At 56.5% G+C, this 23,366-nt stretch carries 24 protein-coding genes; 14 read left to right on the forward strand and 10 right to left on the reverse strand.

What is annotated here, in order from left to right; translation table 11 throughout:
• Positions 1-109 precede the first annotated feature (109 nt).
• The 4 genes from argJ (at position 110) to ribA (ending at position 3,639) form a co-directional block, all read left to right on the forward strand.
• Positions 110-1,327: a bifunctional glutamate N-acetyltransferase/amino-acid acetyltransferase ArgJ gene (gene argJ / locus ENI00_RS00885; protein ID WP_304097434.1), complete on the forward strand. Its 1,218-nt coding sequence runs from the start codon at positions 110-112 to the stop codon at positions 1,325-1,327.
• 2 nt (positions 1,328-1,329) lie between these two features.
• A complete protein-coding gene (locus tag ENI00_RS00890; protein ID WP_304097437.1) occupies positions 1,330-2,325 on the forward strand; it encodes a Nudix family hydrolase in 996 nt (331 codons plus the stop codon).
• A gap of 74 nt (positions 2,326-2,399) precedes the next feature.
• The gene (gene moaC / locus ENI00_RS00895) at positions 2,400-2,903 is read left to right on the forward strand and encodes a cyclic pyranopterin monophosphate synthase MoaC (protein WP_304097439.1); all 504 of its coding nucleotides are present in this window, start codon (positions 2,400-2,402) and stop codon (positions 2,901-2,903) included.
• A 121-nt stretch (positions 2,904-3,024) separates the two neighbouring features.
• Positions 3,025-3,639, forward strand: coding sequence for a GTP cyclohydrolase II (ribA, locus tag ENI00_RS00900; RefSeq protein WP_304097443.1), 615 nt, complete (start codon positions 3,025-3,027; stop codon positions 3,637-3,639).
• Between the two features lie 33 nt (positions 3,640-3,672).
• On the opposite strand, the gene dxs is transcribed toward ribA, so the two are convergent.
• From dxs to ENI00_RS00920, 4 genes are all read right to left on the reverse strand, one after another.
• Positions 3,673-5,604 carry a 1-deoxy-D-xylulose-5-phosphate synthase gene (gene dxs / locus ENI00_RS00905; RefSeq protein WP_304097446.1) on the reverse strand — a complete coding sequence of 644 codons (1,932 nt, stop codon included), beginning with the start codon at positions 5,602-5,604 and terminating at the stop codon, positions 3,673-3,675.
• Between the two features lie 92 nt (positions 5,605-5,696).
• The gene (locus ENI00_RS00910) at positions 5,697-6,593 is read right to left on the reverse strand and encodes a polyprenyl synthetase family protein (protein ID WP_304097452.1); all 897 of its coding nucleotides are present in this window, start codon (positions 6,591-6,593) and stop codon (positions 5,697-5,699) included.
• Entirely contained in the window at positions 6,593-6,847 is a 255-nt protein-coding gene (locus tag ENI00_RS00915) for an exodeoxyribonuclease VII small subunit (protein WP_304097455.1), read from the reverse strand. The genes ENI00_RS00910 and ENI00_RS00915 overlap by 1 nt, the downstream gene beginning before the upstream one ends.
• Before the next feature lie 55 nt (positions 6,848-6,902).
• On the reverse strand, positions 6,903-7,676 hold the full coding sequence (locus ENI00_RS00920; protein ID WP_304097526.1) for an NRDE family protein: 774 nt from the start codon (positions 7,674-7,676) through the stop codon (positions 6,903-6,905).
• 122 nt (positions 7,677-7,798) lie between these two features.
• Here ENI00_RS00920 and ENI00_RS00925 point away from each other — a divergent pair, with 122 nt between their 5' ends.
• Genes ENI00_RS00925 through ENI00_RS00940 form a run of 4 tightly spaced genes read left to right on the forward strand, consistent with a single transcriptional unit; the run spans position 7,799 to position 10,793 of the window.
• The gene (locus ENI00_RS00925; RefSeq protein WP_304097458.1) at positions 7,799-8,596 is read left to right on the forward strand and encodes a sulfite exporter TauE/SafE family protein; all 798 of its coding nucleotides are present in this window, start codon (positions 7,799-7,801) and stop codon (positions 8,594-8,596) included.
• Between the two features lie 10 nt (positions 8,597-8,606).
• Positions 8,607-9,395: a prolipoprotein diacylglyceryl transferase gene (lgt, locus tag ENI00_RS00930; protein WP_304097462.1), complete on the forward strand. Its 789-nt coding sequence runs from the start codon at positions 8,607-8,609 to the stop codon at positions 9,393-9,395.
• On the forward strand, positions 9,392-10,231 hold the full coding sequence (locus ENI00_RS00935) for a thymidylate synthase (RefSeq protein ID WP_304097465.1): 840 nt from the start codon (positions 9,392-9,394) through the stop codon (positions 10,229-10,231). Before lgt ends, ENI00_RS00935 begins: the two co-directional genes overlap by 4 nt.
• Positions 10,232-10,277: 46 nt before the next feature.
• Positions 10,278-10,793: a dihydrofolate reductase gene (locus tag ENI00_RS00940; RefSeq protein ID WP_304097467.1), complete on the forward strand. Its 516-nt coding sequence runs from the start codon at positions 10,278-10,280 to the stop codon at positions 10,791-10,793.
• Here the strand turns inward: ENI00_RS00940 and ENI00_RS00945 are convergent.
• On the reverse strand, positions 10,772-12,301 hold the full coding sequence (locus ENI00_RS00945; protein WP_304097470.1) for a DEAD/DEAH box helicase: 1,530 nt from the start codon (positions 12,299-12,301) through the stop codon (positions 10,772-10,774). The genes ENI00_RS00940 and ENI00_RS00945 overlap by 22 nt on opposite strands.
• A 197-nt stretch (positions 12,302-12,498) precedes the next feature.
• On the opposite strand from ENI00_RS00945, the gene ENI00_RS00950 reads away from it, so the two are divergent.
• Positions 12,499-13,287 carry an acyl-CoA thioesterase gene (locus ENI00_RS00950; protein ID WP_304097475.1) on the forward strand — a complete coding sequence of 263 codons (789 nt, stop codon included), beginning with the start codon at positions 12,499-12,501 and terminating at the stop codon, positions 13,285-13,287.
• 35 nt (positions 13,288-13,322) lie between these two features.
• Here ENI00_RS00950 and ENI00_RS00955 read toward each other — a convergent pair whose 3' ends face one another.
• Entirely contained in the window at positions 13,323-14,222 is a 900-nt protein-coding gene (locus tag ENI00_RS00955) for a haloalkane dehalogenase (protein ID WP_304097477.1), read from the reverse strand.
• 145 nt (positions 14,223-14,367) lie between these two features.
• Positions 14,368-14,721: a hypothetical protein gene (locus tag ENI00_RS00960; protein WP_304097529.1), complete on the reverse strand. Its 354-nt coding sequence runs from the start codon at positions 14,719-14,721 to the stop codon at positions 14,368-14,370.
• 114 nt (positions 14,722-14,835) lie between these two features.
• On the opposite strand from ENI00_RS00960, the gene ENI00_RS00965 reads away from it, so the two are divergent.
• From ENI00_RS00965 to ENI00_RS00975, 3 genes are all read left to right on the forward strand, one after another.
• Positions 14,836-15,915 (forward strand): AI-2E family transporter, encoded by a 1,080-nt coding sequence (locus tag ENI00_RS00965; protein WP_304097480.1) that lies wholly within the window; start codon positions 14,836-14,838, stop codon positions 15,913-15,915.
• Between the two features lie 94 nt (positions 15,916-16,009).
• Positions 16,010-17,266: an HDOD domain-containing protein gene (locus tag ENI00_RS00970; protein WP_304097483.1), complete on the forward strand. Its 1,257-nt coding sequence runs from the start codon at positions 16,010-16,012 to the stop codon at positions 17,264-17,266.
• Complete coding sequence (locus tag ENI00_RS00975) at positions 17,263-17,841, forward strand: LON peptidase substrate-binding domain-containing protein (protein WP_304097486.1); 579 nt, start codon at positions 17,263-17,265, stop codon at positions 17,839-17,841. Before ENI00_RS00970 ends, ENI00_RS00975 begins: the two co-directional genes overlap by 4 nt.
• A gap of 5 nt (positions 17,842-17,846) precedes the next feature.
• Here ENI00_RS00975 and ENI00_RS00980 read toward each other — a convergent pair whose 3' ends face one another.
• From ENI00_RS00980 to ENI00_RS00990, 3 genes are read right to left on the reverse strand one after another with little or no spacing between them, the layout of a single operon-like run.
• On the reverse strand, positions 17,847-19,298 hold the full coding sequence (locus ENI00_RS00980; protein WP_304097490.1) for a bifunctional DedA family/phosphatase PAP2 family protein: 1,452 nt from the start codon (positions 19,296-19,298) through the stop codon (positions 17,847-17,849).
• Positions 19,295-20,293: a GGDEF domain-containing protein gene (locus ENI00_RS00985; protein ID WP_304097491.1), complete on the reverse strand. Its 999-nt coding sequence runs from the start codon at positions 20,291-20,293 to the stop codon at positions 19,295-19,297. Before ENI00_RS00985 ends, ENI00_RS00980 begins: the two co-directional genes overlap by 4 nt.
• Entirely contained in the window at positions 20,290-21,303 is a 1,014-nt protein-coding gene (locus ENI00_RS00990) for a GGDEF domain-containing protein (protein WP_304097493.1), read from the reverse strand. The genes ENI00_RS00985 and ENI00_RS00990 overlap by 4 nt, the downstream gene beginning before the upstream one ends.
• Positions 21,304-21,435: 132 nt before the next feature.
• Between ENI00_RS00990 and ENI00_RS00995 the strand changes: the two genes are divergently transcribed.
• Both ENI00_RS00995 and nadD read left to right on the forward strand, forming a co-directional pair.
• The gene (locus tag ENI00_RS00995; RefSeq protein ID WP_304097496.1) at positions 21,436-22,692 is read left to right on the forward strand and encodes a glutamate-5-semialdehyde dehydrogenase; all 1,257 of its coding nucleotides are present in this window, start codon (positions 21,436-21,438) and stop codon (positions 22,690-22,692) included.
• Between the two features lie 5 nt (positions 22,693-22,697).
• The gene (nadD, locus tag ENI00_RS01000) at positions 22,698-23,345 is read left to right on the forward strand and encodes a nicotinate-nucleotide adenylyltransferase (protein ID WP_304097499.1); all 648 of its coding nucleotides are present in this window, start codon (positions 22,698-22,700) and stop codon (positions 23,343-23,345) included.
• The last annotated feature ends 21 nt before the right edge of the window (positions 23,346-23,366 follow it).

Here is a 23,366-nt window from a genome sequence, read left to right on the forward strand (position 1 = left end):
CCACACCGAACAGACAGAAAATAAAGTACGGAGCCCGCAATCGCCCAGCTTACTGGCAAACTGCGGGTTTTTCGTTTTCAGGCGTATCTGAATCAAAAGGAGTGACACGATGGCGGTTGGACCAGGAACCCTGCCCGAATTTTTCCCGGTAAAAGGCGTCAGGCTCGGTATTGCCAGCGCCGGTATCAAGAAGCCTGGTCGCAAAGATGTGGTGGTGTTTGAGCTGGCGCCGGGAAGCCGTGTTGCAGGGCTGTTTACCACCAACCAGTTCTGTGCGGCCCCAGTGACTCTTAGCCGTAAACATCTGACCGAAAAAGCGCCGCGCTATTTGCTGATCAATACGGGAAACGCCAATGCGGGTACGGGTGAGCGCGGTATGAAAGATGCGCTGGCGTGCTGCGAGGCGCTGGCTCAACACGCTGGCGTGAGCGCCGCCGAGGTGCTGCCGTTTTCCACGGGTGTGATCGGAGAGCCGTTGCAGGTTCAAAAGATTGTGAGCGCACTGCCAGAGGCCTTGGTCAGCGCTGGCGATAACCGCTGGGCTGAAGCTGCCAGCGGCATAATGACCACCGATACACGCCCTAAAGGTGAGTCCGTACGGATTGATCTGGGCGGGCACACAGTGACCATTTCGGGCATCAGCAAAGGCGCCGGCATGATTCGCCCGAATATGGCCACCATGCTGGGCTTTATCGCTACAGACGCCTGTATTGCGCCAGAGGCGCTGCAAGCACTGGCATCTGAGCTTGGCGAGGCGTCTTTCAACCGTATTACCATTGACGGCGACACGTCCACCAACGACGCCTGCATGCTGATCGCCAGCGGCCAGTATGGCGGCCCGGAAATTACGCTCGATAGCCCGCACCTGCCGGCGCTGCGGGACGCGCTGAAGGACGTCTATCTGCATCTTGCTCACGCCATCGTGCGCGACGGCGAAGGTGCCACCAAGTTTGTCACTATTCAGGTCAGTGGAGCGGCGGCCCGCCAGGAGGCCCTGGACGTGGCGTATACGGTTGCGCATTCGCCTTTGGTGAAGACGGCGCTGTTTGCGTCTGATCCCAACTGGGGGCGAATTCTTGCGGCAGTCGGGCGGGCGGGCGTTGCCGATCTGGATGTTAGTTTACTGGAAATCCATCTTGGTGACGTTTGTCTCGTTCGGGACGGTGGTCGTGCTGAGGATTATTCCGAGGCGCGAGGCCAGGCGGTCATGGATCAGGAAGAGATCACCATCGCCATTGACCTGAAACGGGGTGATGTCTGCGAAACGGTCTGGACCTGCGACTTCTCCCACGATTATGTCACCATCAACGCGGACTACCGCAGTTAAGTATGGCCAACACACAAATTGACGTGCGGGAGGTTCATGTCGCGGTCGGAGTGATCGTCCGGGAGGGGCGAGTGCTTATCGCCCGGCGGCCGGACCACGTTCATCAGGGCGGTTTGCTGGAGTTCCCTGGCGGTAAGGTTGAGCCCGAAGAAACCGTTCAGGCTGCCTTGGTTCGTGAGATTGCCGAGGAGACAAGCCTGCAGATACCGTTGAAATCTCTGCAGCCTGTGATCTGTATCCGGCATGATTACGGTGACAAACGGGTGCGTCTGGATGTGTGGAGAACAGATAAGGCACGGGGCGAAGCACATGGCCGTGAAGGGCAGTCTATCCATTGGGTGAGTCCGAACGATCTTCGGGATGAGGACTTTCCGGTGGCTAACCGCGGAATTATCCGGGCACTGCAGCTGCCTTTCTTGCTCGCGATAACCGGACACATTCACGCCGGTGGCGAGGGGGGCCAGCAACTGCACCGGGCGCTTGCCGCGCTTCCGGCTGGGTTGTCAGAACGCGATCATGCCAGATTGGTGCTGTTGCGCGCACCGAGTATGTCTGCAGAGGATTACCGCGCCTTGACCGAGTCTGCTTTGGGCGTGTGTGAGCCGGCGGGTGCCGGCCTGATACTTCACGGGCCTCCAGCAGTGTTTGATGACAACCCCGGTGCGGCGGGACTGCATTTGCCCTGGCGCGAAGCCCGGAGCCTTCAAGCAAGACCTGTTCGTGACGGAGTCTGGCTAGGCGTTTCGTGCCACGACGCCCGTCAAATGGATCACGCGGTTGCCATCGGTGCCGACTATGTCGTGTTGGGTCCTGTCAAGCCGACGGCGACTCATCCCGGATCGACCGTTCTGGGCTGGGCTCATTTCCGGGAATTGGTGTCCCGCGCGCCGATACCGGTCTTCGCGCTGGGTGGCCTCACGCTGACCGATCTCGATGAGGTGCAGCAGGCGGGTGGTCAGGGCGTGGCCGGAATTCGTTACTGGTGGCCACAAAGCTGAGGTGGTTATCTATTTCAATGATTCAAATTGTCTTATTTCAATGATTCAAATTATTCAAATCAAAACCTATTCAAATGGAAACCCCGGGAGGCGTCGTGAGTAAACTGACCCATCTTGATGACAAGGGCGAAGCCCGCATGGTGGATGTGACGGATAAGTCCGTGACGGAGCGGGAAGCCCGCGCTGAAGCAACGATCCACATGGCAGCAGAAACCCTCAAAATGATTACGGAAGGGGAGCACCCCAAAGGTGATGTGCTGGCAGTTGCCCGTATCGCTGGAATCATGGCGGCGAAAAGAACGCACGATCTGATTCCTTTGTGCCACGCCCTGAATCTGACCTCGGTGAAGGTGGAGCTTGTTCCGGGGCACGATGGCACATCGGTTCACATACTGACCCGCTGCAAACTTTCCGGCCAGACCGGGGTTGAGATGGAAGCGCTGACCGCGGCCAGCATCGCGGCACTGACGGTATACGATATGTGCAAGGCGGTGGACAAGGCCATGGAAATCAGTGGGGTGCGGTTGTTAGAGAAAAAAGGCGGGCGCAGTGGACACTGGGTTGCCGGGACTCAGTGATGCATTATCTGCCGGACGTTCCGGTTCGTAAATCTCGCCAACATTGCGGCTGATTGGCAGCCCGTGGTGGCCGGCTCATGGTAGAATGTACCCCCTGTTTATTGAACCACGAGGAAAGACTGTGGCTGTTCGTTACATCCAGACTTGCCAATTGCCGACCCCATTCGGGGTATTCGACATGCATGGCTTTGAAGAGCCGGACACCGGGAAGGAGCACATTGCCCTGACTCTGGGGTCGCTGGACAGTGATGAACCCATGTTGGCCCGCACGCATTCCGAGTGTTTGACCGGCGATGCGTTATACAGCATGCGCTGCGATTGCGGCTATCAACTTGAAGAGGCGCTGGGCAGTATCGCCCGTGAAGGGCGTGGCATTCTGATGTATTTGCGCCAAGAGGGCCGGGGCATTGGTTTGCTTAATAAAATTCGGGCTTACCGCCTACAGGACGAAGGTGCAGACACCGTGGAGGCTAATGAGCGCCTCGGGTTTGCGGCAGACCTTCGTGATTACAGCATGTGTAAAGACATGCTGGAGCACCTTGGTATCAAAAAGCTGCGCCTGATGACCAATAACCCGCGCAAAGTGAGTGCACTGACGTCTTACGGTATTGAAATCACAGAGCGCGTTCCCCTGCACGTTGGCCGTAATCCCCACAACGAGCATTACCTCAATACCAAGCAGAGTAAGCTCGGACATTTGCTGGAGACCCATCAGGACGAAGATCCCCAGTTTTAATCCTTTAATCAAACCCCGCTGTGTTGTTAGCCTTTATTTAACCGCCTCAAGCCTTTGGTGTTGAAGGCGCTTCATGCGCGTGTCGATGGCAGAGAATATGCCATGGGCGTCCAGCCCGCAGTCTTTAAGCAACTCCTCACGTTTGCCGTGATCAATGAAGGTGTCTGGTAATCCAAGTTGCAGCACGGGCATGAGAATCTCTTGCCTGTTCAGACATTCCGTTACAGCGCTTCCGGCACCGCCGGCAATGGCGTTCTCTTCTAACGTAACCAGCAGTTCATGCTGCTGTGCAAGCTCGAAAATCAGTGCTTCGTCCAGCGGCTTCACGAAACGCATGTCAGCCACCGTTGCCCCCAGCTTTTCTGCGGCCTCAAGTGCCGGAGTGAGGAGCGTGCCAAAATTGAGAATGGCTATTCGGCTGCCCTCACGAACCTTGCGGCCCTTGCCAACAGGGCAGACAGTGAGCTCTTCACAGATTCGTGCGCCGGGGCCGGTTCCTCTGGGATAGCGCACGGCTGCCGGGCCCTCATACAGTAGGCCGGTATGCAGCAACTGACGCGTTTCGTTTTCATCGGACGGCGTCATCAGAATCATGTTCGGAATACAGCGCAGATAACTGATATCAAACGCACCTGCGTGGGTAGGGCCATCTTCGCCCACCAGCCCCGCCCGATCGATAGCGAACAACACATCCAGATTTTGAATGGCAATGTCGTGTATCAGCTGATCGTATGCCCGTTGCAAGAACGTGGAGTAAATCGCAACCACGGGCTTTGCGCCGTCGCACGCCATGCCGGCTGCAAGCGTTACGGCATGTTGCTCGGCAATCGCAACATCGAAATAACGATCCGGAAAGCGTTCGGAGAACGCGAGCAGGTCCGAGCCTTCGCACATGGCGGGGGTTATGCCGTTTACGCGCTCATCCAACTCAGCGGCGTCACACAGCCACTGTCCGAATACATTGGCGTATTTCTGCCTGGCCGGCGCAGATTTTATTGGCTCTGGCTTGTCGGCAGGCACGGGTTCAATTTTGTTGATGGCGTGGTAGCCGATGGGATCTGCTTCGGCCGGCGCGAACCCTTTGCCTTTGGTGGTCACTATATGAAGAAACTGCGGACCTTCCAGCTCGCGGATATTTTCCAGGGTCTCAATCAGCAAGGGTAGATCGTGCCCATCAATGGGCCCGATATAATTGAAGCCCAATTCTTCAAACAAAGTGCCGGGCGCAATCATGCCTTTGAAGTGTTCTTCGGTTTTCTTCGCCAGAGCCATCAGTTGGGGTGCGCCTTGAAGCACTTTCTTGCTGCTGTCACGAACCTGATTGTAGGTGCGGCTTGAAAGCAACTTGGCGAAATAGTTGGACAGACCTCCGACATTGCGAGAGATCGACATATCGTTATCGTTCAGGATCACCAGCATATCGGCGTGCAGGTGGCCTGCGTGGTTCAGTGCCTCAAATGCCATGCCTGCCGTCATTGCGCCATCGCCTATGACCGCAATACTTTTGCGGCCGGTGTTTTGCTGGCGGGCGGCAACGGCCATGCCCAGCGCTGCACTGATGGAGGTGCTGGAATGACCAACGCCGAAGGTGTCGTATGGGCTTTCGGCGCGCTTCGGAAAAGCGGCCAGGCCGTCCTTGCGACGAATGCTGCCCATTTGTTCACGACGACCGGTAAGAATCTTGTGAGGGTAGGCCTGGTGCCCCACATCCCATATCAGGCGGTCTTCGGGTGTATTGAAGACATAATGCAGCGCTACCGTGAGTTCGAGCACGCCCAGACCGGCACCAAAATGGCCACCGGTCTGCCCGACAGACCACAGTAAGAACGCTCTTAACTCTCTGGCAAACTGAACAAGCTGGTCAGACGGCAGTTCCCGTAACTGAGCGGGTATGTCAATCCGATCCAGCAACGGCGTATTTGGTCGCTGTGAAGGGATTTCCTTGAAAATATAAGTGTCCTGCATCTGCTAGGGTCTTTTCCGCAATGTTATGAATTCGTATTACCTTAGTGTGCGCTTCTGCCGCACCCGGATTCAATGACGTACTTAGTGAAGGCTCAATAGGTTCTTGCGACCACGTAATCTGCCATGGCTCTCAGAGGATCGGCCTCTGGCCCAAAATCCTGCAGGCTCTCAAGCGCGTCGCTTAGCAGAGATGAGAGATGCCCTCGCGCTCCGTCAAGTCCCAGCAGAGCGGGATAGGTTGGTTTTGCCCGGGCAACATCGGAACCCTGGGGTTTGCCGATAATATCTGTATTTCCCTCAATATCGAGGAGGTCATCCTGAACCTGAAAAGCCAGGCCCAGAGCTTTTGCGTAACGTGTGAGAGCGTTCAGCGAGCGCTCGCTAATGTTGGGAGCGGTCAGCGCCCCGATGCGCACGCTGGCTTCGATCAGGGCGCCGGTTTTGTGCCGGTGCATGGTTTCAAGCTGCGCCAGGGTCAGGCTCTTGCCCACGGATTCCAGATCAATCGCCTGGCCGCCCACCATGCCCCTGTGTCCGCTTGCACGCGCCAGCTCCCGTATCATCGTGAGCCGTGCGGATGTCTCAACGCCGGGCGCGACGGCGAGCCATTCAAACGCCAGTGCCTGCAAGGCATCGCCCGCCAGAATGGCCGTCGCTTCATCAAAAGCAATGTGTGCGGTTGGTCGGCCGCGCCGCAGTTCGTCGTTATCCATCGCGGGAAGGTCGTCGTGAACAAGCGAGTAGGCGTGGATTAACTCTATAGCGCAGGCGGGAACCAGTGCAGCGTCAGAATCCTGCCCCAGGGCACTCGCCGCTGCAAGGCTCAACGCCGGGCGGATACGTTTGCCGCCGCCCAGCACACTGTAACGCATCGCCTCCTGGAGCCGCTGTGAGGCAGAGCTGGATTCAATGCGTCGGTCCAGTTCCGCGTCTACGCGGTTACGGCACGTTTCCAGAAAATCCACAACAGAGGGGTTCCCGTTACGCATCAGCCGGCGTCATCCGACAAAAAAGGACGGGTTTTGAGGGTGCCATCGTCGTTTTGCACCAGTTGTTCAACCCGCTGTTCGGCGCTCTTGAGAGCCTGCTGGCAGGCACGGGTCAGCTTTACGCCGCGCTCGAAGGCGGTCAGCGATTGCTCGAGAGACAGCTCTCCCTGCTCCAGGTTGCGTACCAGTGTTTCCAGCTCATCAAGAGATTTCTCAAAGTCGGCAATGGATGTCGCGTCTTGTTGACCGGCCATCGGCGGCCCTCCGATCGGGTGGAAGAATTTCGCGGATTATATCAGAGGATGAGCGCTATCGCTGCCAGTTGAACGTTCGCAATCCTTCCGGGCGGCCTTCAGGCGCCCAACTCTGTTCGGTTACGTGAATCTCCCCGTCGTGGGACAGACTCACCACGGTGGTAGCGCGGGTACCGTATTCGGCGCCGGTTATGAACGGTGATGAAAGAAAGCGTTCAGTATCACGATTTGCGCCCGTGTCCGGTAGCAGATGATCCGGCGCAGGCGTTCTATCCTGCAGTAGCTCGAGGAGATCTCGGTGCAGATCCTCGACGCTGCCGCTCGTCGATTTCACGGTTCGGTCTACGGCTTCCCGGAGACGTAACAGTTTTGGCCAGGGGGTCTGAAGCAGATGATTGCTCAGGCCGTATATTCCACGATGAAGAGCACGACCCGGGTGTGCATCGCGGTTGCTGAAGTACCAGCCTGCAGTATCTTCGAGGCTGACAAGGTTGAACCCCGCGTATCGGGCAGACGTGTTTTTCAGGCTTTCCTGAAATTGTGACCTGGGCTCAATGAGTGCCCGCAAGGGGAGCTCGCCACGGCTTGCCGGGCCAGCTTCTTGTGTACCCTCGCGAACGTTGGTTACGGCGGCTACCCGGCCCTCGGAAGAAATTGCCAGCCATGTACCCCCGGATTGCAGATCCCTGCCAGACAGTACCCTGTTGCCGGATTCTGTGGTCCACCAATCAAGCGGCGCTGTGGGCCTGCGGAAAAACTCATCCCGGTTGGCGGCGACAACCAGTGGAAAACGGGCGCTTTGGCCGAGGGAAAATGCGATCAGGCACATATTACGTTGTTCTCCTGTGGCGGCCAGTGTTGCCCGCATTCCTGGCTGCACGTTTGAATGGTGAAGTTGCTGCGGCCGATGTGTATCATACCAGCCTTGTTTTGCCGTAGGCGTGAACGACTATGACCCTGTTGACTGTATTTTTCATTTACCTGGCGCTCGGGGCCTTTGCCGGAATCCTGGCAGGCCTGTTCGGTATCGGCGGCGGCCTGGTCATCGTTCCGGTGTTGATATTCAGTTTCGGCCTTCAGGGTTTTGATCCGGAGGTCGCCGCTCACATGGCCGTAGGCACCTCGCTGGCGACCATCCTTTTTACCTCCATTAGCTCTATCCGCTCTCATCACGGTCACGGCGCTGTGCGCTGGGATATTTTTCGGCCGATGGCCTTCGGCATTGTAGCGGGTGCTCTTATAGGTGCCTGGACGGCTGCTTTGTTGAGTGGGGCAACGCTGGAACTGATTATCGGGATATTTGTCATTCTTGTGGGCATCAAGATGCTGTTTGACGTCAATCCGACGCCGGGCAGCAACGTTCCAGGTAATTTCAGACTGGGTGCTGTCGGTGCAGGCATTGGCTGGGCTTCCGCTATTTTCGGGATTGGCGGCGGCTCACTCACGGTGCCGTATCTGAGCTGGTGCAACGTTCGGATGCAGCAGGCCGTTGGGACCTCGGCCGCGACCGGGTTGCCCATTGCCATCGCAGGTGCACTTGGCAACGCCTGGACCGGATGGCAAGAGCCTGGTTTGCCGGAGTACAGCCTCGGTTTTATCTATTTACCGGCCCTGATCGGTATCATTCTTACCAGCGTGTTGTTTGCTCGCGTGGGGGCAAATCTGGCGCACCGGCTTAATGCCAGAGTGCTGAAACGCGTGTTTGCCATCATGCTTCTGCTGGTTGGCCTTCGTTTTCTTCTGAGCTGAGAGGTTTTTGATGCTTCCGTATCCAAAGATAGACCCGGTGGCCCTCGCCATTGGACCACTCAAGATTCACTGGTATGGACTGACGTACCTTGTTGGCTTTGCCGCCGGTTGGTGGTTGGGTCGCCTGCGCACACGTAAACCCTGGTCGCCGGTTACAGAAGAGCAGATGGGCGACCTCCTGTTCTATCTGGCGCTCGGCGTTATTCTGGGTGGGCGTTTTGGTTACGTTATCTTTTACAACTTTGATGCGTTTCTGGCGGATCCCTTGTGGCTTCTGCGGGTTTGGGAAGGCGGCATGTCTTTCCATGGCGGGTTATTGGGCGTCATGTTCGCCATGTGGTGGTATGGCCGCAAAATCGGAACCGGATTCTGGCGTCTTGCGGATTTTGTCGCACCTTTGGTGCCCGTAGGCCTCGGAGCCGGGCGGATTGGTAATTTTATCAACGGTGAACTTTGGGGCAAGCCTACTGATCTGCCCTGGGCTATGGTTTTCCCGCAAGCGCCGGATGCGCTGGCGCGCCACCCATCCCAGCTCTATCAGTTTGCCCTTGAGGGCGTGTTGTTTTTTATTATTCTTTGGTGGTTCTCTGCCAAGTCGCGCCCACGAATGGCGGTGTCCGGCCTGTTCCTCATTTGCTACGGTGTGTTTCGCTTTTTGGTGGAGTTTGTACGCGAACCCGATGCACAACTGGGCTACCTGGCTTTTGACTGGCTCACCATGGGGCAGGTGCTTTCCTTCCCGATGATTCTTGCGGGGGCGATCCTGATGTTTATTGCTTACCGGAGAAACGTGGCATGAAAGCCTATCTCGAATTGATGCGGGACGTGGTGGATAACGGGTTTGATAAGGGTGATCGAACCGGCGTAGGTACTCGTTCCGTGTTCGGGCGTCAGATCCGCTTTAATCTCCAGCATGGCTTTCCTGTGGTCACCACCAAGAAAGTTCACCTGCGCAGCATCATTTATGAACTGCTATGGTTTCTGAAAGGCTCTACTGATAACAATTGGCTGAAAGAGCGCAAAGTTTCCATCTGGAATGCGTGGGCGCTGGAAAACGGCGATCTCGGGCCGATATACGGCAAGCAATGGCGAAGCTGGCAGTGCCCGGATGGCCGCGTGGTGGACCAGATCAGTGAAGTGATCGACCAGATTCGCAACAAGCCAAACTCCCGCCGCCTGATCGTCTCTGCCTGGAACCCGGCAGAACTCCCGGATGAGTCCGTTGGTCCCCAGGAAAATGCCCGCGAAGGGCGCATGGCGCTGGCTCCCTGCCACTGCCTGTTCCAGTTCTATGTGCTCGACGGCAAACTCTCCTGTCAGCTGTATCAGCGCAGCGCAGACCTGATGCTGGGCGTGCCGTTCAACATCGCATCCTATGCGCTGCTAACCCACATGATCGCCCAGCAGTGTGATCTGGACGTTGGTGAGTTTGTACATACTTTTGGCGATTGCCACCTGTACCAGAATCACCTGACAGACGACATTGTTTTTGAACAGCTCAAGCGTGAGCCAAAAGCGCTGCCGAAATTGTTAGTTAAGCACAAGCCCGACTCAATTTTCGATTACGAGCTAGAAGACTTCGAATTCGAGGGCTACGATCCTTATCCCGCCATCAAAGCACCCATTGCTATCTAGCGTAAGCAGCCCCTTAGCCCGAAGCCCCAGAGTCAGAGGAAAACGCATGCGTAAAGCTTTAATCGTTGCCATGTCCCGCAACCGGGTAATCGGCAAGAACAATAGCCTGCCCTGGTACCTGCCGGGTGATTTGAAGTATTTCAAGCAAGCCACCATGGGCAAACCCATCATCATGGGCCGGAAAACCTGGGACTCCATTGGCAGACCACTGCCGGGCAGGATGAACGTCGTCATTTCCCGCAACGCAGATAGAGAAGCCCCCGCAGGAACTACCACCGCAAAATCGCTGGAAGACGCCCTGATAAAAGCTGAAGCACAAGCCGAACTGGATGGTGGTGACGAAGTAATGATTATCGGGGGAGGGCAAATCTATACGGAAGCGCTACCCATGGTAGATCGCATTTACATCACTCAGGTGCACGCCGAAGTGGATGGCGATGCCTATTTTCCGGAAGTGAACTGGGATGAGTGGGAAGAAATCGGACGGGAGGATTTCTCCGCGTCCGATAACAATCCTTACGACTACAGCTTCGTCGTCTATCAGCGCTTGGCGTCTGACTGACGAGGAGGGCGTTTGCCCGCAGGCTTGCCACCTTTGCCCGGTGGTTTGCCACGTGCACCGGCGCCGCCAGGTCCGCTGCGACCCTTGTTGAAGCCACCTTTCGGTGGCCCCTTGCGAAACTCACCCGGGCGCCCGCCTTTACGGTCACGGCGCGGAGGCGGAGTTGAAGACACCACCGGCAGAGCTTCCGGTTGCTCCAGAGGCAGTGAGCCCGGCTGCATGGCCTCCATCCAGCAAGCGAGAGCACCGGCCACCATGGCAATGTCCATTTCGTTGCGTTCTGCGATGTCGTCCAATAACGCCATGGCTTTTGCGAGCTTTTTATCTTCGGCAAAGCCCAGAAGCTGAGTTTCAAACTGCTCTTCGCGCATTTTCTTCAGTTCAACCGGCGACGGCAGTTCGTAAGCTTCCATTGGCGAGTTGGTTGCTCGCTCAAGCGTGCGCAGCCAGCTTCGCTCGCGAGGGGTTACCAGCAAGATAGCTTTGCCGGTGCGCCCCGCGCGTCCGGTGCGCCCCACCCGATGGATGTAGGCTTCGGTGTCGTAGGGCACATCGTAATTGATAACGTGAGTCACTCTCGGCACATCCAGGCCGCGGGCGGCTACGTCGGTCGCAACGATAATGTCTTTCTTGCCCCGTTTGAGGTCTTCAACGGTCTGTTCGCGCTGGCGCTGATTCAAATCCCCGTTCAGGGGTGCGACAGCGTGTCCGCGAGCGCCCAGTTTCTCGGCAAGCAACGTGGTTTCGGCTTTGGTGCGCACAAAAATGATCGCAGCTTCGATCGGCTCGACTTCCAGAATGCGGGTTAGCGCGTCCAGCTTGCGCTCGGCATAAACCGGCAGAACAAACTGGGAGATACGCTCAACCGTGCGGGTTTCGCTTTCGATTTTAACTTCGATCGCGTCGCTCAGATAGGTTTGAGCTACCTTCTTGATCTGCGGCGGCATGGTGGCAGAGAACAACGCACGCTGACAGTTTTCCGGTGTCTTGGATAGAATCGCTTCCACGTCGTCAATAAAGCCCATGCGAAGCATTTCGTCGGCTTCGTCCAGTACCAGGGCCTTAAGGCTGCCTAGTCTCAGCGTGCCTTTGCGAAGATGATCGAGCATACGGCCGGGGGTGCCAACAATTACCTGGGCACCGCGCTTGAGGCCTTTGATCTGAGGATAAAAATCCTGACCGCCGTAAATGGGCAACACGTGGAAATTGCGAAATTTCGCGGCATAAGACGTGAAGGCCTCAGCGACCTGAATAGCCAGCTCCCGCGTGGGTGCCAGAACCAGAATCTGAGGTTCCATAACGGTTGCGTCAATGCGGCTTAGTAGCGGCAATGCGAAGGCGGCGGTTTTACCCGTGCCGGTCTGGGCAACGCCCAGTAGATGTTTGCCAGCGAGCAGCGCAGGTATGCACTGGGCCTGGATGGGCGTTGGGGTTTCATAGCCAATAGCGGATACAGCTTCAAGTACGGCTGGATCAAGCCCCAGTTCGGCAAAGGACAATTCAGACATTGATTTACTCGGAATTCGGGAGGTAGAGCATTGCTGGACAATGCATTATGTGATCGCATTATAAACGCTTTTTACAGGCTTTAATACGAAAAATCTTTGGCGGTCTGTAGGTAGTTGCCGTGAAGTCGTGATTGCGCCGCGCCCGTTATTTGGGCAATCTCCTGTGTTCACCGATAGGTTGCTAACAGGAAAGCATTATGACCTTTGACGAACTTATTGCCGCTGGCCGCGCCAGTAACGAATTGGTAGTGCCTGTCACCTGGTCTCAGGGGCGAGCAACATTTGGTGGTTTGGTTACCAGCCTGCTGTTTGATCGCATGGAGCGATCAATTGCTGAAAGCCGGCCGGTGCGCTCGGTGCATGTGTCTTTTGTGGGACCGGTAGAGGCCGGTGTGCCGGCCGTTTTTGATGCGCAAATATTACGTGAGGGCCGATCGGTAACTCAGGTTGAGGGCAGGATTATACAGAATGGGGAGCCCCGGGTTGTGTGCCTGGCGGCTTTTGCGGGCGACCGGGAATCTTCTGTGCGGATTGACGGGGTGCCAGCTCCAGAGGCAAAACCGGTAGGCCAATGCCAGGAGCTGCCCTATATCGAAGGGATGATGCCCGGATTTATCAATTATATTGAGATGCGCTGGGCCTACGGCAGCATGCCGTTTACCGGAGGAAGTGGGCGCGAAATGGGTGGCTGGATGCGATTTCGGAACGTGCCAGAGGTTCTGACGGATGCCCACATTGTCGCGTTGATTGATGCATGGCCCGCTCCGATCCTTCAGCATTTCAAATCCCGTGTGCCAGCCAGTTCGCTGTCCTGGGCGTTCGATATCATTCATCCAAGGCCTGCTTTGGAGGCTGATGACTGGCTTTTGTACAAGGCCACGATTGATCAGGCGGGTGATGGCTACTGTCATTTCAGTGCCCGAGTCTGGACACCGAGAGGGGAGTTGTTGGCAATCAGCCGCCAGACCGCGACCGTTTTCGGTTAACGCCTGGGTGCCTGGGTGCCTGGATGCCTGGCGGCTCAGGCCGCCATTTCGGATTTCAGCGCGTCAATGATGATCCGTGCAAAGTCTTCGGGGGAGTCTTCCTGCAGGAAGTGCCCGCCGCGCAGGGTGATGTGGGGTTGTCCGAGTGCGCCCGGAATGCGCCTCTGCATGTGGCGATCGCCGCCGCGAGTGATAGGGTCACCGCTGCTGAAGCAGGTGATAAAAGGCTTGCGCCAGCTTTCCAGCACTTTCCACGCCGCCTTGTTGGCGTTGCTTGCCGGATCGTCTGGCGACACGGGTACCAGTTTTGGGAAGGCTCGCGCACCCGCTTTGTATTCTGTGGTCGGGAAGGGCGCCTCATAGGCTGCCAGTTCCTGTTTGCTCAGTGTCCGCTCGGTGCCGAGTTGCACTATCCTGCTGATCGGAAACCATGGGCTGTGAGCCGCAAACGCTTTCCATGCGACGAACGCCGCAGGCGCGCGAGTTTCGCCGGTTGGCAGCATGCCATTGCCAACAATGATCCGTTGGAACCTGTCGGGTAGTTCTGCCGCAAGTCGCAAGCCCAGGAGCGAACCCCAGTTCTGACAAACCAGCGTTATGTTCCTGAGATCCAATTCTTCAAGCCATCGGGTAAGCCATGCAATGTGGCGGTCGTAGCTGTAATCGGCTATCGAGGCCGGCTTGTCAGACTTGCCGAAACCGACAAGATCTGGTGCCAGCACTCGATGGCCGGCATCCGCTACTATTGGAATCATGTGGCGGTAAAGGTACGACCAGGAAGGTTCACCGTGAAGCATGAGAACGGGCGATGCACCGGCTGGGCCTTCATCGACATAATGCATCCTGAGGCCGGGTTCAACGTTCAGGTAATGGGGGAGAAAAGGGTAATCCGGAAGAGTTACAAAACGCTTTTCATCGGTTCTCAGAATACGCATGCCATCGACTGTCCTGACTGATTGGTTGCGTGATTGTTACGGGCAGCCCGTTGCCGGAGCCGCCATAGCAATCTTTGCCGGTAAGGATAAGTCAGTTAGCGATTTCATGTGTTTGAGTTGCGTAACAGTGCGTTGCGGCTTTGAATCAGGCGCTGTCCGGATCCGCTTTCGGACGCCGGTTTGAGCGTTTGTCTTCCCAGTTCAGCTGTTTCGGGTTGTACCAGCCGATCGCGCTGAGTACTTTCGCGCGCGTTGCGACTGACAGCGTTGGCCAGAGCTCCTGGAAATCGTCCAGCCCCTGGTCGCGAAAACGCTGTTGCTTGCTTTGCAGACGGTTAATAATTCGCGGCAGATGGAGGGCTTCGCCCAGTTGCCCCGGCACCAGAACTTCCTGGCCCAGAACCTTCCGGCGATGGGTTCGGGCAGCCAGCACCCGGCGCAGTTCCGCCGCAGCATCCAGCGCAGTTTCCGTGGTAAAAGTTTCCAGTTCCAACGCTATGACCTGTTTAATAGCGGATCAACAACGTCTCACTATAACCTGAAGCGTGCGCCAGTGACCATGCGGTCATGTTAGGCTAATGCGTGCCTGAACCTGACTGGGATAAACGGAATTATGTACGCAAAACTAGAGACACGAACTTTTCTTGCCTTGCTGGTCGGAGTATCTCTTGCCTTCGTATTTCTCATGAAGCCTTTTTTTGGGCCTATATTTTGGGCGGTCGCCATCGCATTGATTTTTCATCCCTTCCAGAATTTCCTTACGCGCCGGCTGGGTGAGCGGCCAAACGTGAATGCGCTGATTACGTTAACCGTGTGTATGTTAATCGTGGTTATTCCAGTTCTCGTTCTGGTGACGTCTCTGGTGGCAGAGGGGCTGGGGCTTTATCAACAGATTCAGGACGGTCAGATAAGGCCGGGCGAGTACATTGATCAGGTGAACGAGTCCTTCCCGGCTTTCCAGTCACTTCTGGCCCAGTTTGATGTCAGTTTCAGTGAAATCCGTGATCGGGTTGTCAGCCTGTTTCTGGGCGGCAGTCAGTTTCTTGCCAAGCAGGCTCTGAGCGTTGGTCAGAATACGTTTCAGTTCCTGCTTGGGCTGGCGCTGATGGTGTATTTGGCGTTCTTTTTGCTGCGTGACGGCAACAAACTTGTGGACTTGCTGATCCGTGCGCTTCCTTTGGGTGATGAGCGTGAGCGTCTGCTATTTGCCAAATTTGCCGAGGTAACGCGGGCAACGGTCAAAGGCAACCTGTTGATCGCCATTATTCAGGGCGCGCTTGGCAGCATTATTTTCTGGATTCTGGGTATCAGCGGCGCTTTGTTGTGGGGCGTCGTTATGGCTATCTTTTCACTCATGCCTGCGGTCGGAGCGGCATTGGTTTGGGTGCCCGCCGCGATTTATCTGGCCGCAGTGGGTGATACTGTTTCTGCGGTGGTGCTCACGGTATTCGGCGTGGTAGTGATAGGGCTTGCTGACAACGTTTTACGCCCCATTTTTGTTGGGAGGGACACCAAGCTCCCTGACTACATTGTGTTACTTTCCACGCTGGGCGGCCTGGCAATGTTCGGCATTAACGGTTTTGTGATGGGCCCGCTGGTTGCTGCGTTATTCATGGCGTTCTGGGGAATCTTCATTCGAGAGTTCAGTGAAGAGTCCCAAAGAGCGGAAGATCATGACGCCACGCGACCCTAAAGAAGCGCGTGGCTGTTTTGCGGCGCCATGGTTACAATGATTTACAGATATAACCTATTAACTCCCTGCGTTGATCTCACTAAGGAGGTTGCCTATGGCTAGCCAGGAAAACCTGCCGCTACGCCGCCTTAAAGCGTTTCAGCCGCTGAACCGGCTGACTGATGATCAATTGGTATTGCTAGCCCATCGTGCGGAACGCAGATCTCACAGCCCGGGCCAACGGGTACTGGAGCGTGGTGTGCGCGATGGTCTGGATTATTTTCTGGTAACCGGAAAAGTCGAGCTGGAATCGGTTGATGGCCGTAAATCGGTTATTGAAGCCGAAACCGAGAAAGCCCTGAATCCCATTGCCAGACTTCAGCCCCGAATGTACGAAGTGACTGCGGTAAAACCATGCGAGTTTCTTGTGGTAGAGCAGGATGTGCTCAACCAACTTCTTCGGTCGGCCCCGGTTGCTCAGGTCGAGATGGACTCGGGTGAAGGCCATGATGGCGGAGAGAGCGAGGAGCATCACCTGCTGATGGAGTTTTACGCCGAGCTCCGCTCCAATCAGCTCAAATTGCCCAGTGTTCCTGATGTGGCCTGGAAAGTGCGACGCATGGTCGACCGGGACGATACAACCGCCGATCAGGTGGCAAGCGCTGTGTCTGCGGATCCGGCGATGGCGGCCAAGCTGGTGCGGGCATGCAACAGCCCGCTTTACCGGGGGTTCAGCGATGTGCGCAATGTGCGGGAGTCGGTTATTCGGCTGGGCATGAGAACCACGCGCCAGCTTGTCACGGTGTTCTCCATGCGTGAGGTGTTTAAAAGCCGTCAGCCATCGTTACAAAAAGAGATGGAAAAGCTGTGGCGACATTCCCGCGAAGTAGCCGCACTGTGCTGGGTGCTGGCGGACCATGCTACCCGACTGAACCCGGAAGAAGCCTTGTTGGCGGGGTTGCTTCACGACATAGGCGTTGTTCCGGTTCTGGTGCAAGCGGAACACCATGTAAAGCTGTTTGCCGACGACGCCAATCTGCAAAATGCCATAAGTGAGCTGCGGGCAGACGTTGGCACCGCCGTTCTGGAAAGCTGGTCGTTCCCGCCGGCTTTCGTTGATGCCGTGCGGCACGCAGAAGACTGGAGTTATGAGAGCCGACAAGCGGATCCACAGCTGGTGGATGTTGTCATTGTGGCGCAGCTTCACGCGATGATTGGTTCCGCCCAGAATGAAGGTTTGCCTTCATTCGATCAGGTGCCAGCGTACCGCAGGCTCGGCGATCTTCAACTGAACGCCTCCCGCAGCCTGGAGCTCCTCACAGAAGCGCGGGCTCGGGTAGACGAGGTTCAACAGTTGCTGTCCATCCGATGAAAGTGCCTGTTTTTCCTCTCAACTCAGTGGTTTTGCCGGGTGGCAGAATTCCGTTACAGCTGTTTGAGCCTCGTTATATTGACATGCTGACTCGTTGTCTCAAGACCGATCAGGGTTTTGTGATAACGCTGTTGCGCGACGGCGAGGAGGCCGGGCGCGCAGCGTCTTTTTATGAGACAGGGACTCACGTTCGAATTATAGATTTTCAGCAACTGGAGAACGGATTGCTGGGTATTACCGTGGAGGGTGAGGCCAAGGTGTCCATTACCCGCACATGGCAGCAGGAGGATGGCTTAAATCTGTGCGAGATGGCGCTTCTGCAGGAAGAGGCTTCGGGAAACATTCCCTCCGCTTTTTATGAGCTGCCGTCGGTGCTGCGCGCGCTCTTCCGGCACCCGGTCATCCAGGAACTGGGTATGAGCGTGAACTATGAGGATGCCCGGGATGTCGGTTGGCGGCTGACTGAGCTGCTGCCTCTGGATAAACAGGAAAAGCAGTATCTCATGGAGATGCAAGACCCGTTGGCGCGCCTGAGCCGTCTCCAGGGCCTACTTGAGGCCCTTGAAGAAAGCTGAGCAGATCATGAAGCTGGCGTGTAATTCTGTACGGCATCTGACCACATGAGCCAGAGATAGCCCCCGCAAAACGCCAGCCACGCTAACGTTGCCAGGATGAACGATATATCGGCAGCAATAGGAACCCGATCATAACGGCTGAAGCTGGCCCTTGTGGTGCCGGTAATCGCCAGCCCCAGTAAGAGCCCCCCTACAATATCGCTGAACCAGTGTACGCCCAGATAAAGCCGGCTGAGGGCAACGGGAACCAGTGGCAACGAGAGCATTATGTATGTCTGCCAGCGCTTGCGTTTGTGGACTTCCGCTGCCACAAAACTGGCCAACATCGTAAAAAATACGGTTATACCTGTGGCATGGCCACTGGGAAAAGAACCGGATGAGGGCGGATTTGCAACCTGATCCGGACGCACGATGCCAAAAGTGGATTTCAGACCCCAAACCAGCACAGCGGTTACGATGCCAGCCAGCAGGATGTGAGCAGCTGCGGCGTAGTGACCGCGAAATGCCAGCGCGAGGCAGGCCAGTATCGCTGCGGCCGTGAGTACGGGCGGGTCACCCATAAGCGTAGCGGCAATGGCAGGCGCATCAAGCAACGGCTGGCGCAAATCGTGGAACCACTGCATCACCAGTTGATCGAACGGCTTGATCACATCCGTCATGGTTGCCAGTTGGCTCCAGAGTATAAAAAGCGCAAGGGTGCCAAGGGCCAGCATTATTGAGGCCAGCGGGAACTCGCCCTCGCGCGCAGGTCGCTCATTGGTGTAAAGGCGCCAGAAGCGATGGGTGTTTTCGTACTGCGCCATGTGTCTCCGAAGCCAGAGATAAAGGCGGCTGTCTTCGCCAAGCCCGAGTTGGAAACGAAAAATAACCGCGTAAATGATCGCAAGAGTTCCGAGGCTAATGCTGGTAACCAGATAGACATGCGCCGGGAGCTGAACATTGCTGGTCAGCGCGCTGCCTACCAGAAATCCCGGCAGGATATAAACCGGAGCCCAGCCAATGGCAGAGCCCACATTAAAGGCCAGAAAGCGGCGCCAAGGCATCAGAAGAGCGCCGGCAACCAACGGAATTACCGGTCTTACTGGGCCAACGAAGCGGCCGATAATCACACTTTTACCACCGTGATTGCGGAAGAAGTGTTCGCCTTTTTGAATCAGTTCAGGATAGCGGCTCAATGGCCACACGCTGGTCAATCGGCCTTGAAGGCGCCTGCCAATTGCAAAGCTTACGACGTCTCCGGCGATTGCCCCTAATCCGGCCCAGACAAACGCGGTCAGCAGGGGCATGCCTATCTGCGCCGCTATTGCCGCGACGGCGAACAGAATTGCCACACCCGGCACAACAATACCTGCAATCGCCAGCGACTCAATAAAAGCAGTGCTGAACAGCGCCAGGGACAACCATTCAGGGTTGGCGCTCAGCCACGCAATCAAGTCCGTAAGCCAGACGCTGCTCATGTGCGCAGTGTCTCTCCCGGGGTGAACCAGGCGGAGTCTGCGCCGCGTCGGCGGGCTTCAAGCATGGCTTGGTGGGCGCGCTTGCGCAGCGTGTCAGTGCGAGTGTCGTTGTTACCCCGGGTCGTGCAGCCAAGACTTACCGTAGCCTTTCCGATCATCGGCCATTGGCTTTCGGCGATCGTACGTCTTATACGTTCAGAAATCACCCGCACGCCTTCTTCCGGAGTGAAAGGCAAAATGAGAAAGAACTCCGAGTCGTTCAACGTATACAGAGTGTCACCAGCGCGAATCACTCCGAACAGATGTTGGGTCATGTTGCAAAACAGCCCCTGCATGCCGGGTTTGCCGTGCAGGTCTGCGGCTTCGTCGGCGTAATCTATGGTCAGGTTGATCACTGAGAGGCTATGACCGGTGGAAATTGCCCGGCTGATTTCTTTCTGAAGTGTTTCGTCAAGAAATCGAGCATTGTGGGCGCCTGTCACGGGATCGGTAATCGCAAGATCTTCCGCAGACTGTGCCATGTGATCGTAATGCCATATATAAAGTGCTGTGACCGTAAGCACAATGAGCAGGCCACTGACCGCGGTGAGGGCGTCGGCGAGCGGTTGTTGTGTAAAGAGCAGAATCGCCATGGGGATGATCAGAAGCAGCGACAACGTAAGCGCTTGACGCAAGGGCAGAATCAGCAGATTGAGCACCAGTAGGGGCATGGCCCAATGGGTAATGCCGGTGCTGTTCATGGTTAACATAGCCGCTAAAAGGCCGCTGTTCAGGCCAGAGAGAATGGCAAGATGACCGGGCGCGGAGAGCTGGTGCCTTCTACACAGGAACGTATAGGCAACGCCCGCAAGCGTCAGGGCGGCCATACCGGCAGCAAGGTAGAAAAGCTCGTAAAAGCCATAGCGCAGGTTCTGCAGGGCCAGAGTAAAAATAAACAAGGTAGCAAGGCTGTAGCCAACGCTGTGTGTCCAGGTTCTGAGCCGGGTTTCAGTCATGGCGCAGTTCCTTCCGCCCGTTTTTGGGCCGGGGTGGTGGGTGTCCAGGCGCTGTAGGCCTGAGTTCGGTTGCCGCCCTGTTGCTGTGCGCGGCGCAGTGCGTTGGCTGCGCTCTGTTGCAGGCTGTCTGCATCATCGCCTATGTTCAGCCCGGCGATACCGGTACTGGTGGTAAGATTCAAGCCATGGGTTTCGAGAAGGGTGCCAAGGCCCTTGCGGATAGCTTCAGCCCGAAGAATGGCCTCGTGGGTCGCTATGCCCGGTAAAATCACGAGAAACTGAAGGTCTGCCGCCCGGTAGTAGGTGTCAAAATCCCTTATCTGCGAGTGAAGGAACCGGCCGATTCTGGGAAGAATTGAGCGTATGTCTTGCTCCGGATCGCTATCGCTGGCGTGGGCGTCCAGGCCGATCACAATGATGGACATGTCTGTTCCTTCGCGCTCGCTACGCTGTATTTCCTTATGCAAATCTGCAGAAAGGTATTCTCGGCTGGCAGCCTGAGTGAGTTCGTCGGTGCGCCTCAGAGGTGCCAACTGGCGGGCTTTATAGTTACGCAGAAAGACGACCACCGCAGAAAGCAGAATGGTCAGCAAGAACGCGCTGATCATTTGGTGACGATCAGCGATGCCCTCGGCCCAGTGGGCGGCGGCCATTGCAAGAGCGGCCATCACTATGGTTATCAGCGTTGCGATTCCACGGGGGACCAGTGCAAACGCAACCAGTACCAGCCCGTACAGCCAGTGACTGAGCGCCCAAGGACCGGTCCAGAAACTGGTTATCAGCAGTAATATCAAAGCTGCGAAAAACAGCTGTTGAATGGCCGGCCATGGGCTGATCTCGCGTCCCGGATGAAAGCCGGGCCCGCTGATGATGATGCCTGCAACCGCTGCGGCGCTGGCTGCGGTGAGCGGTTCGCCAAGAAATGCACACAAAACTGAAACGGCCACAAACACCACGAGACTGGCGCGTGATAGTCGGTTCAGCAAAAATTTGTCGGCCGTTTGGGCCATGTAATCGTCCTTTTTCGGGATTCCCGTTGTAGCGCAACGGTATAATATCTGTTTGAGGTGCGTACTTGAAACGGGAAAGGTAAAGTTAGGGCCTTAATCGTGAATTCTGGCAAAAATACTTAAGGTAAAGGGATGGATATTGCAGTTTATATGGCCGACGTCGGGCAAAAGGCACGTGCAGCGGCAACACACATTGCGCGTTCTACGACCGAGGTGCGAAACCGTGCGCTTTTGGCCACTGCTGAAGCGCTGGATGCCGCCCGCGACGAACTGGCCAGCGCAAATGCCCGCGATCTTGCGGGCGGGAAGGAAAGCGGTCTGGATGCTGCCATGCTGGATCGACTGGAGCTGACTCCCGCGCGAGTCGACGCCATGATTGAGGGGCTTCGCCAGGTTGCCGCTTTACCTGATCCTATTGGTGCAATTACCGACATGACCTATCGCCCCTCCGGCATACAGGTGGGCAAAATGCGCGTGCCCTTGGGCGTTATCGGCATTATTTACGAATCCCGCCCTAATGTGACAGTTGAAGCTGCGAGCCTGTGCCTGAAATCTGGCAACGCCACCATTTTACGCGGTGGTTCTGAATCCATTCATTCCAATCAGGCGATCGCGCTGTGCCTCGCACGCGGACTTGCGGCGGCAGGCCTGCCGGAATCGGCCGTGCAAGTGATTAAAACCATCGACCGGGCTGCGGTCGGTGAACTCATTACCATGCCTGACTACGTGGATGTGATCGTGCCCAGAGGCGGCAAGGGGCTGATCGAGCGGATCAGCCGCGACGCCCGCGTGCCCGTTATCAAGCATCTGGATGGCGTGTGTCATGTTTATATCGACAGCCACGCCGATCCGGAAAAAGCCTTGAACGTTGCCATAAATTCCAAAACCCACCGCTATGGCACCTGCAACACCATGGAGACCTTGTTAGTCGACAAGGAAATTGCCGCCGATATGCTTTCGCTGTTGGGCCCGGCTTTTATCGAGAAAGGTGTTGAGCTGCGCGGGTGCGAGCAGACTCGGGAAATTCTTGCGGACATAAAAGCTGCCACGGAGGCAGATTGGGAGGAAGAATACCTGGCGCCCGTGCTGGCCGTCCGCGTAGTGGACGGGCTGGACGGCGCCATTGCACACATCAACCGTTACAGCTCCCAGCACACCGACAGCATCATTACAGAGAACTATACTCGTGCCCGGCGCTTCATCACCGAAGTTGATTCAAGCTCTGTGATGGTTAACGCATCCACCCGCTTTGCGGATGGATTTGAGTATGGGCTTGGCGCTGAGATCGGTATCTCAACGGATAAAATACACGCCCGTGGTCCGGTTGGACTTGAGGGGCTGACCTCGCAGAAATATGTGGTTTTTGGCGACGGCCACATTCGGGCATGATGCCGATGCATATCCTATATGGCGGTACGTTCGACCCAGTGCACCACGGCCACCTGCGCCTTGCGCTTGAGGTGAGCGAGCGGTTTGGAAATGTACCTGTTCATCTCGTGCCCTGTTATATCCCGCCTCATCGGGGTGAGACCGGAGCGACGGCGGCGCAGCGTCTTCGTTTGCTGGAGCTGGCGATAGACGGTGAACCTCGCCTGCGTATTGATGACCGCGAACTGCGCAGGGAAGGTGCTTCCTATACGGCGGATACGCTGCGCCAACTGCGCAACGAGTTGGGACCTGATGTGCCACTGGTGATGGTTCTGGGCACCGATGCGTTTGCCGGCTTTGATCTCTGGAAGGAGTGGCAACAGATCCCCGATCTGGCCCATATTGTTGTGGTACGTCGCCCGGGCACGCTTCTGGATCCAGAGGGCGAACCCGCCCGGTTACTGACAGAACGTGGCGGCGAAGCAGTTGACGCGAGTGCCAGGGCCTCGGGGCGAGTTATCGAGCTGGATCCGCCCTGGTTGGATATTTCCGCCACCGGCGTTCGCGAGCGTATCGGCCGTGGCCGGTCACCCCGTTATCTGGTTCCTGATAACGTTTGGGAGGAAATTCGGCGTTTGGGGCTCTATGGAGCATGCCCTGTGAAGAACTTTTAGTGTTACAATCGCGCTCGATTA

The sequence above is a fragment of the Marinobacter antarcticus genome, assembly GCF_011049865.1.
Lineage (GTDB): Bacteria > Pseudomonadota > Gammaproteobacteria > Pseudomonadales > Oleiphilaceae > Marinobacter > Marinobacter antarcticus_A.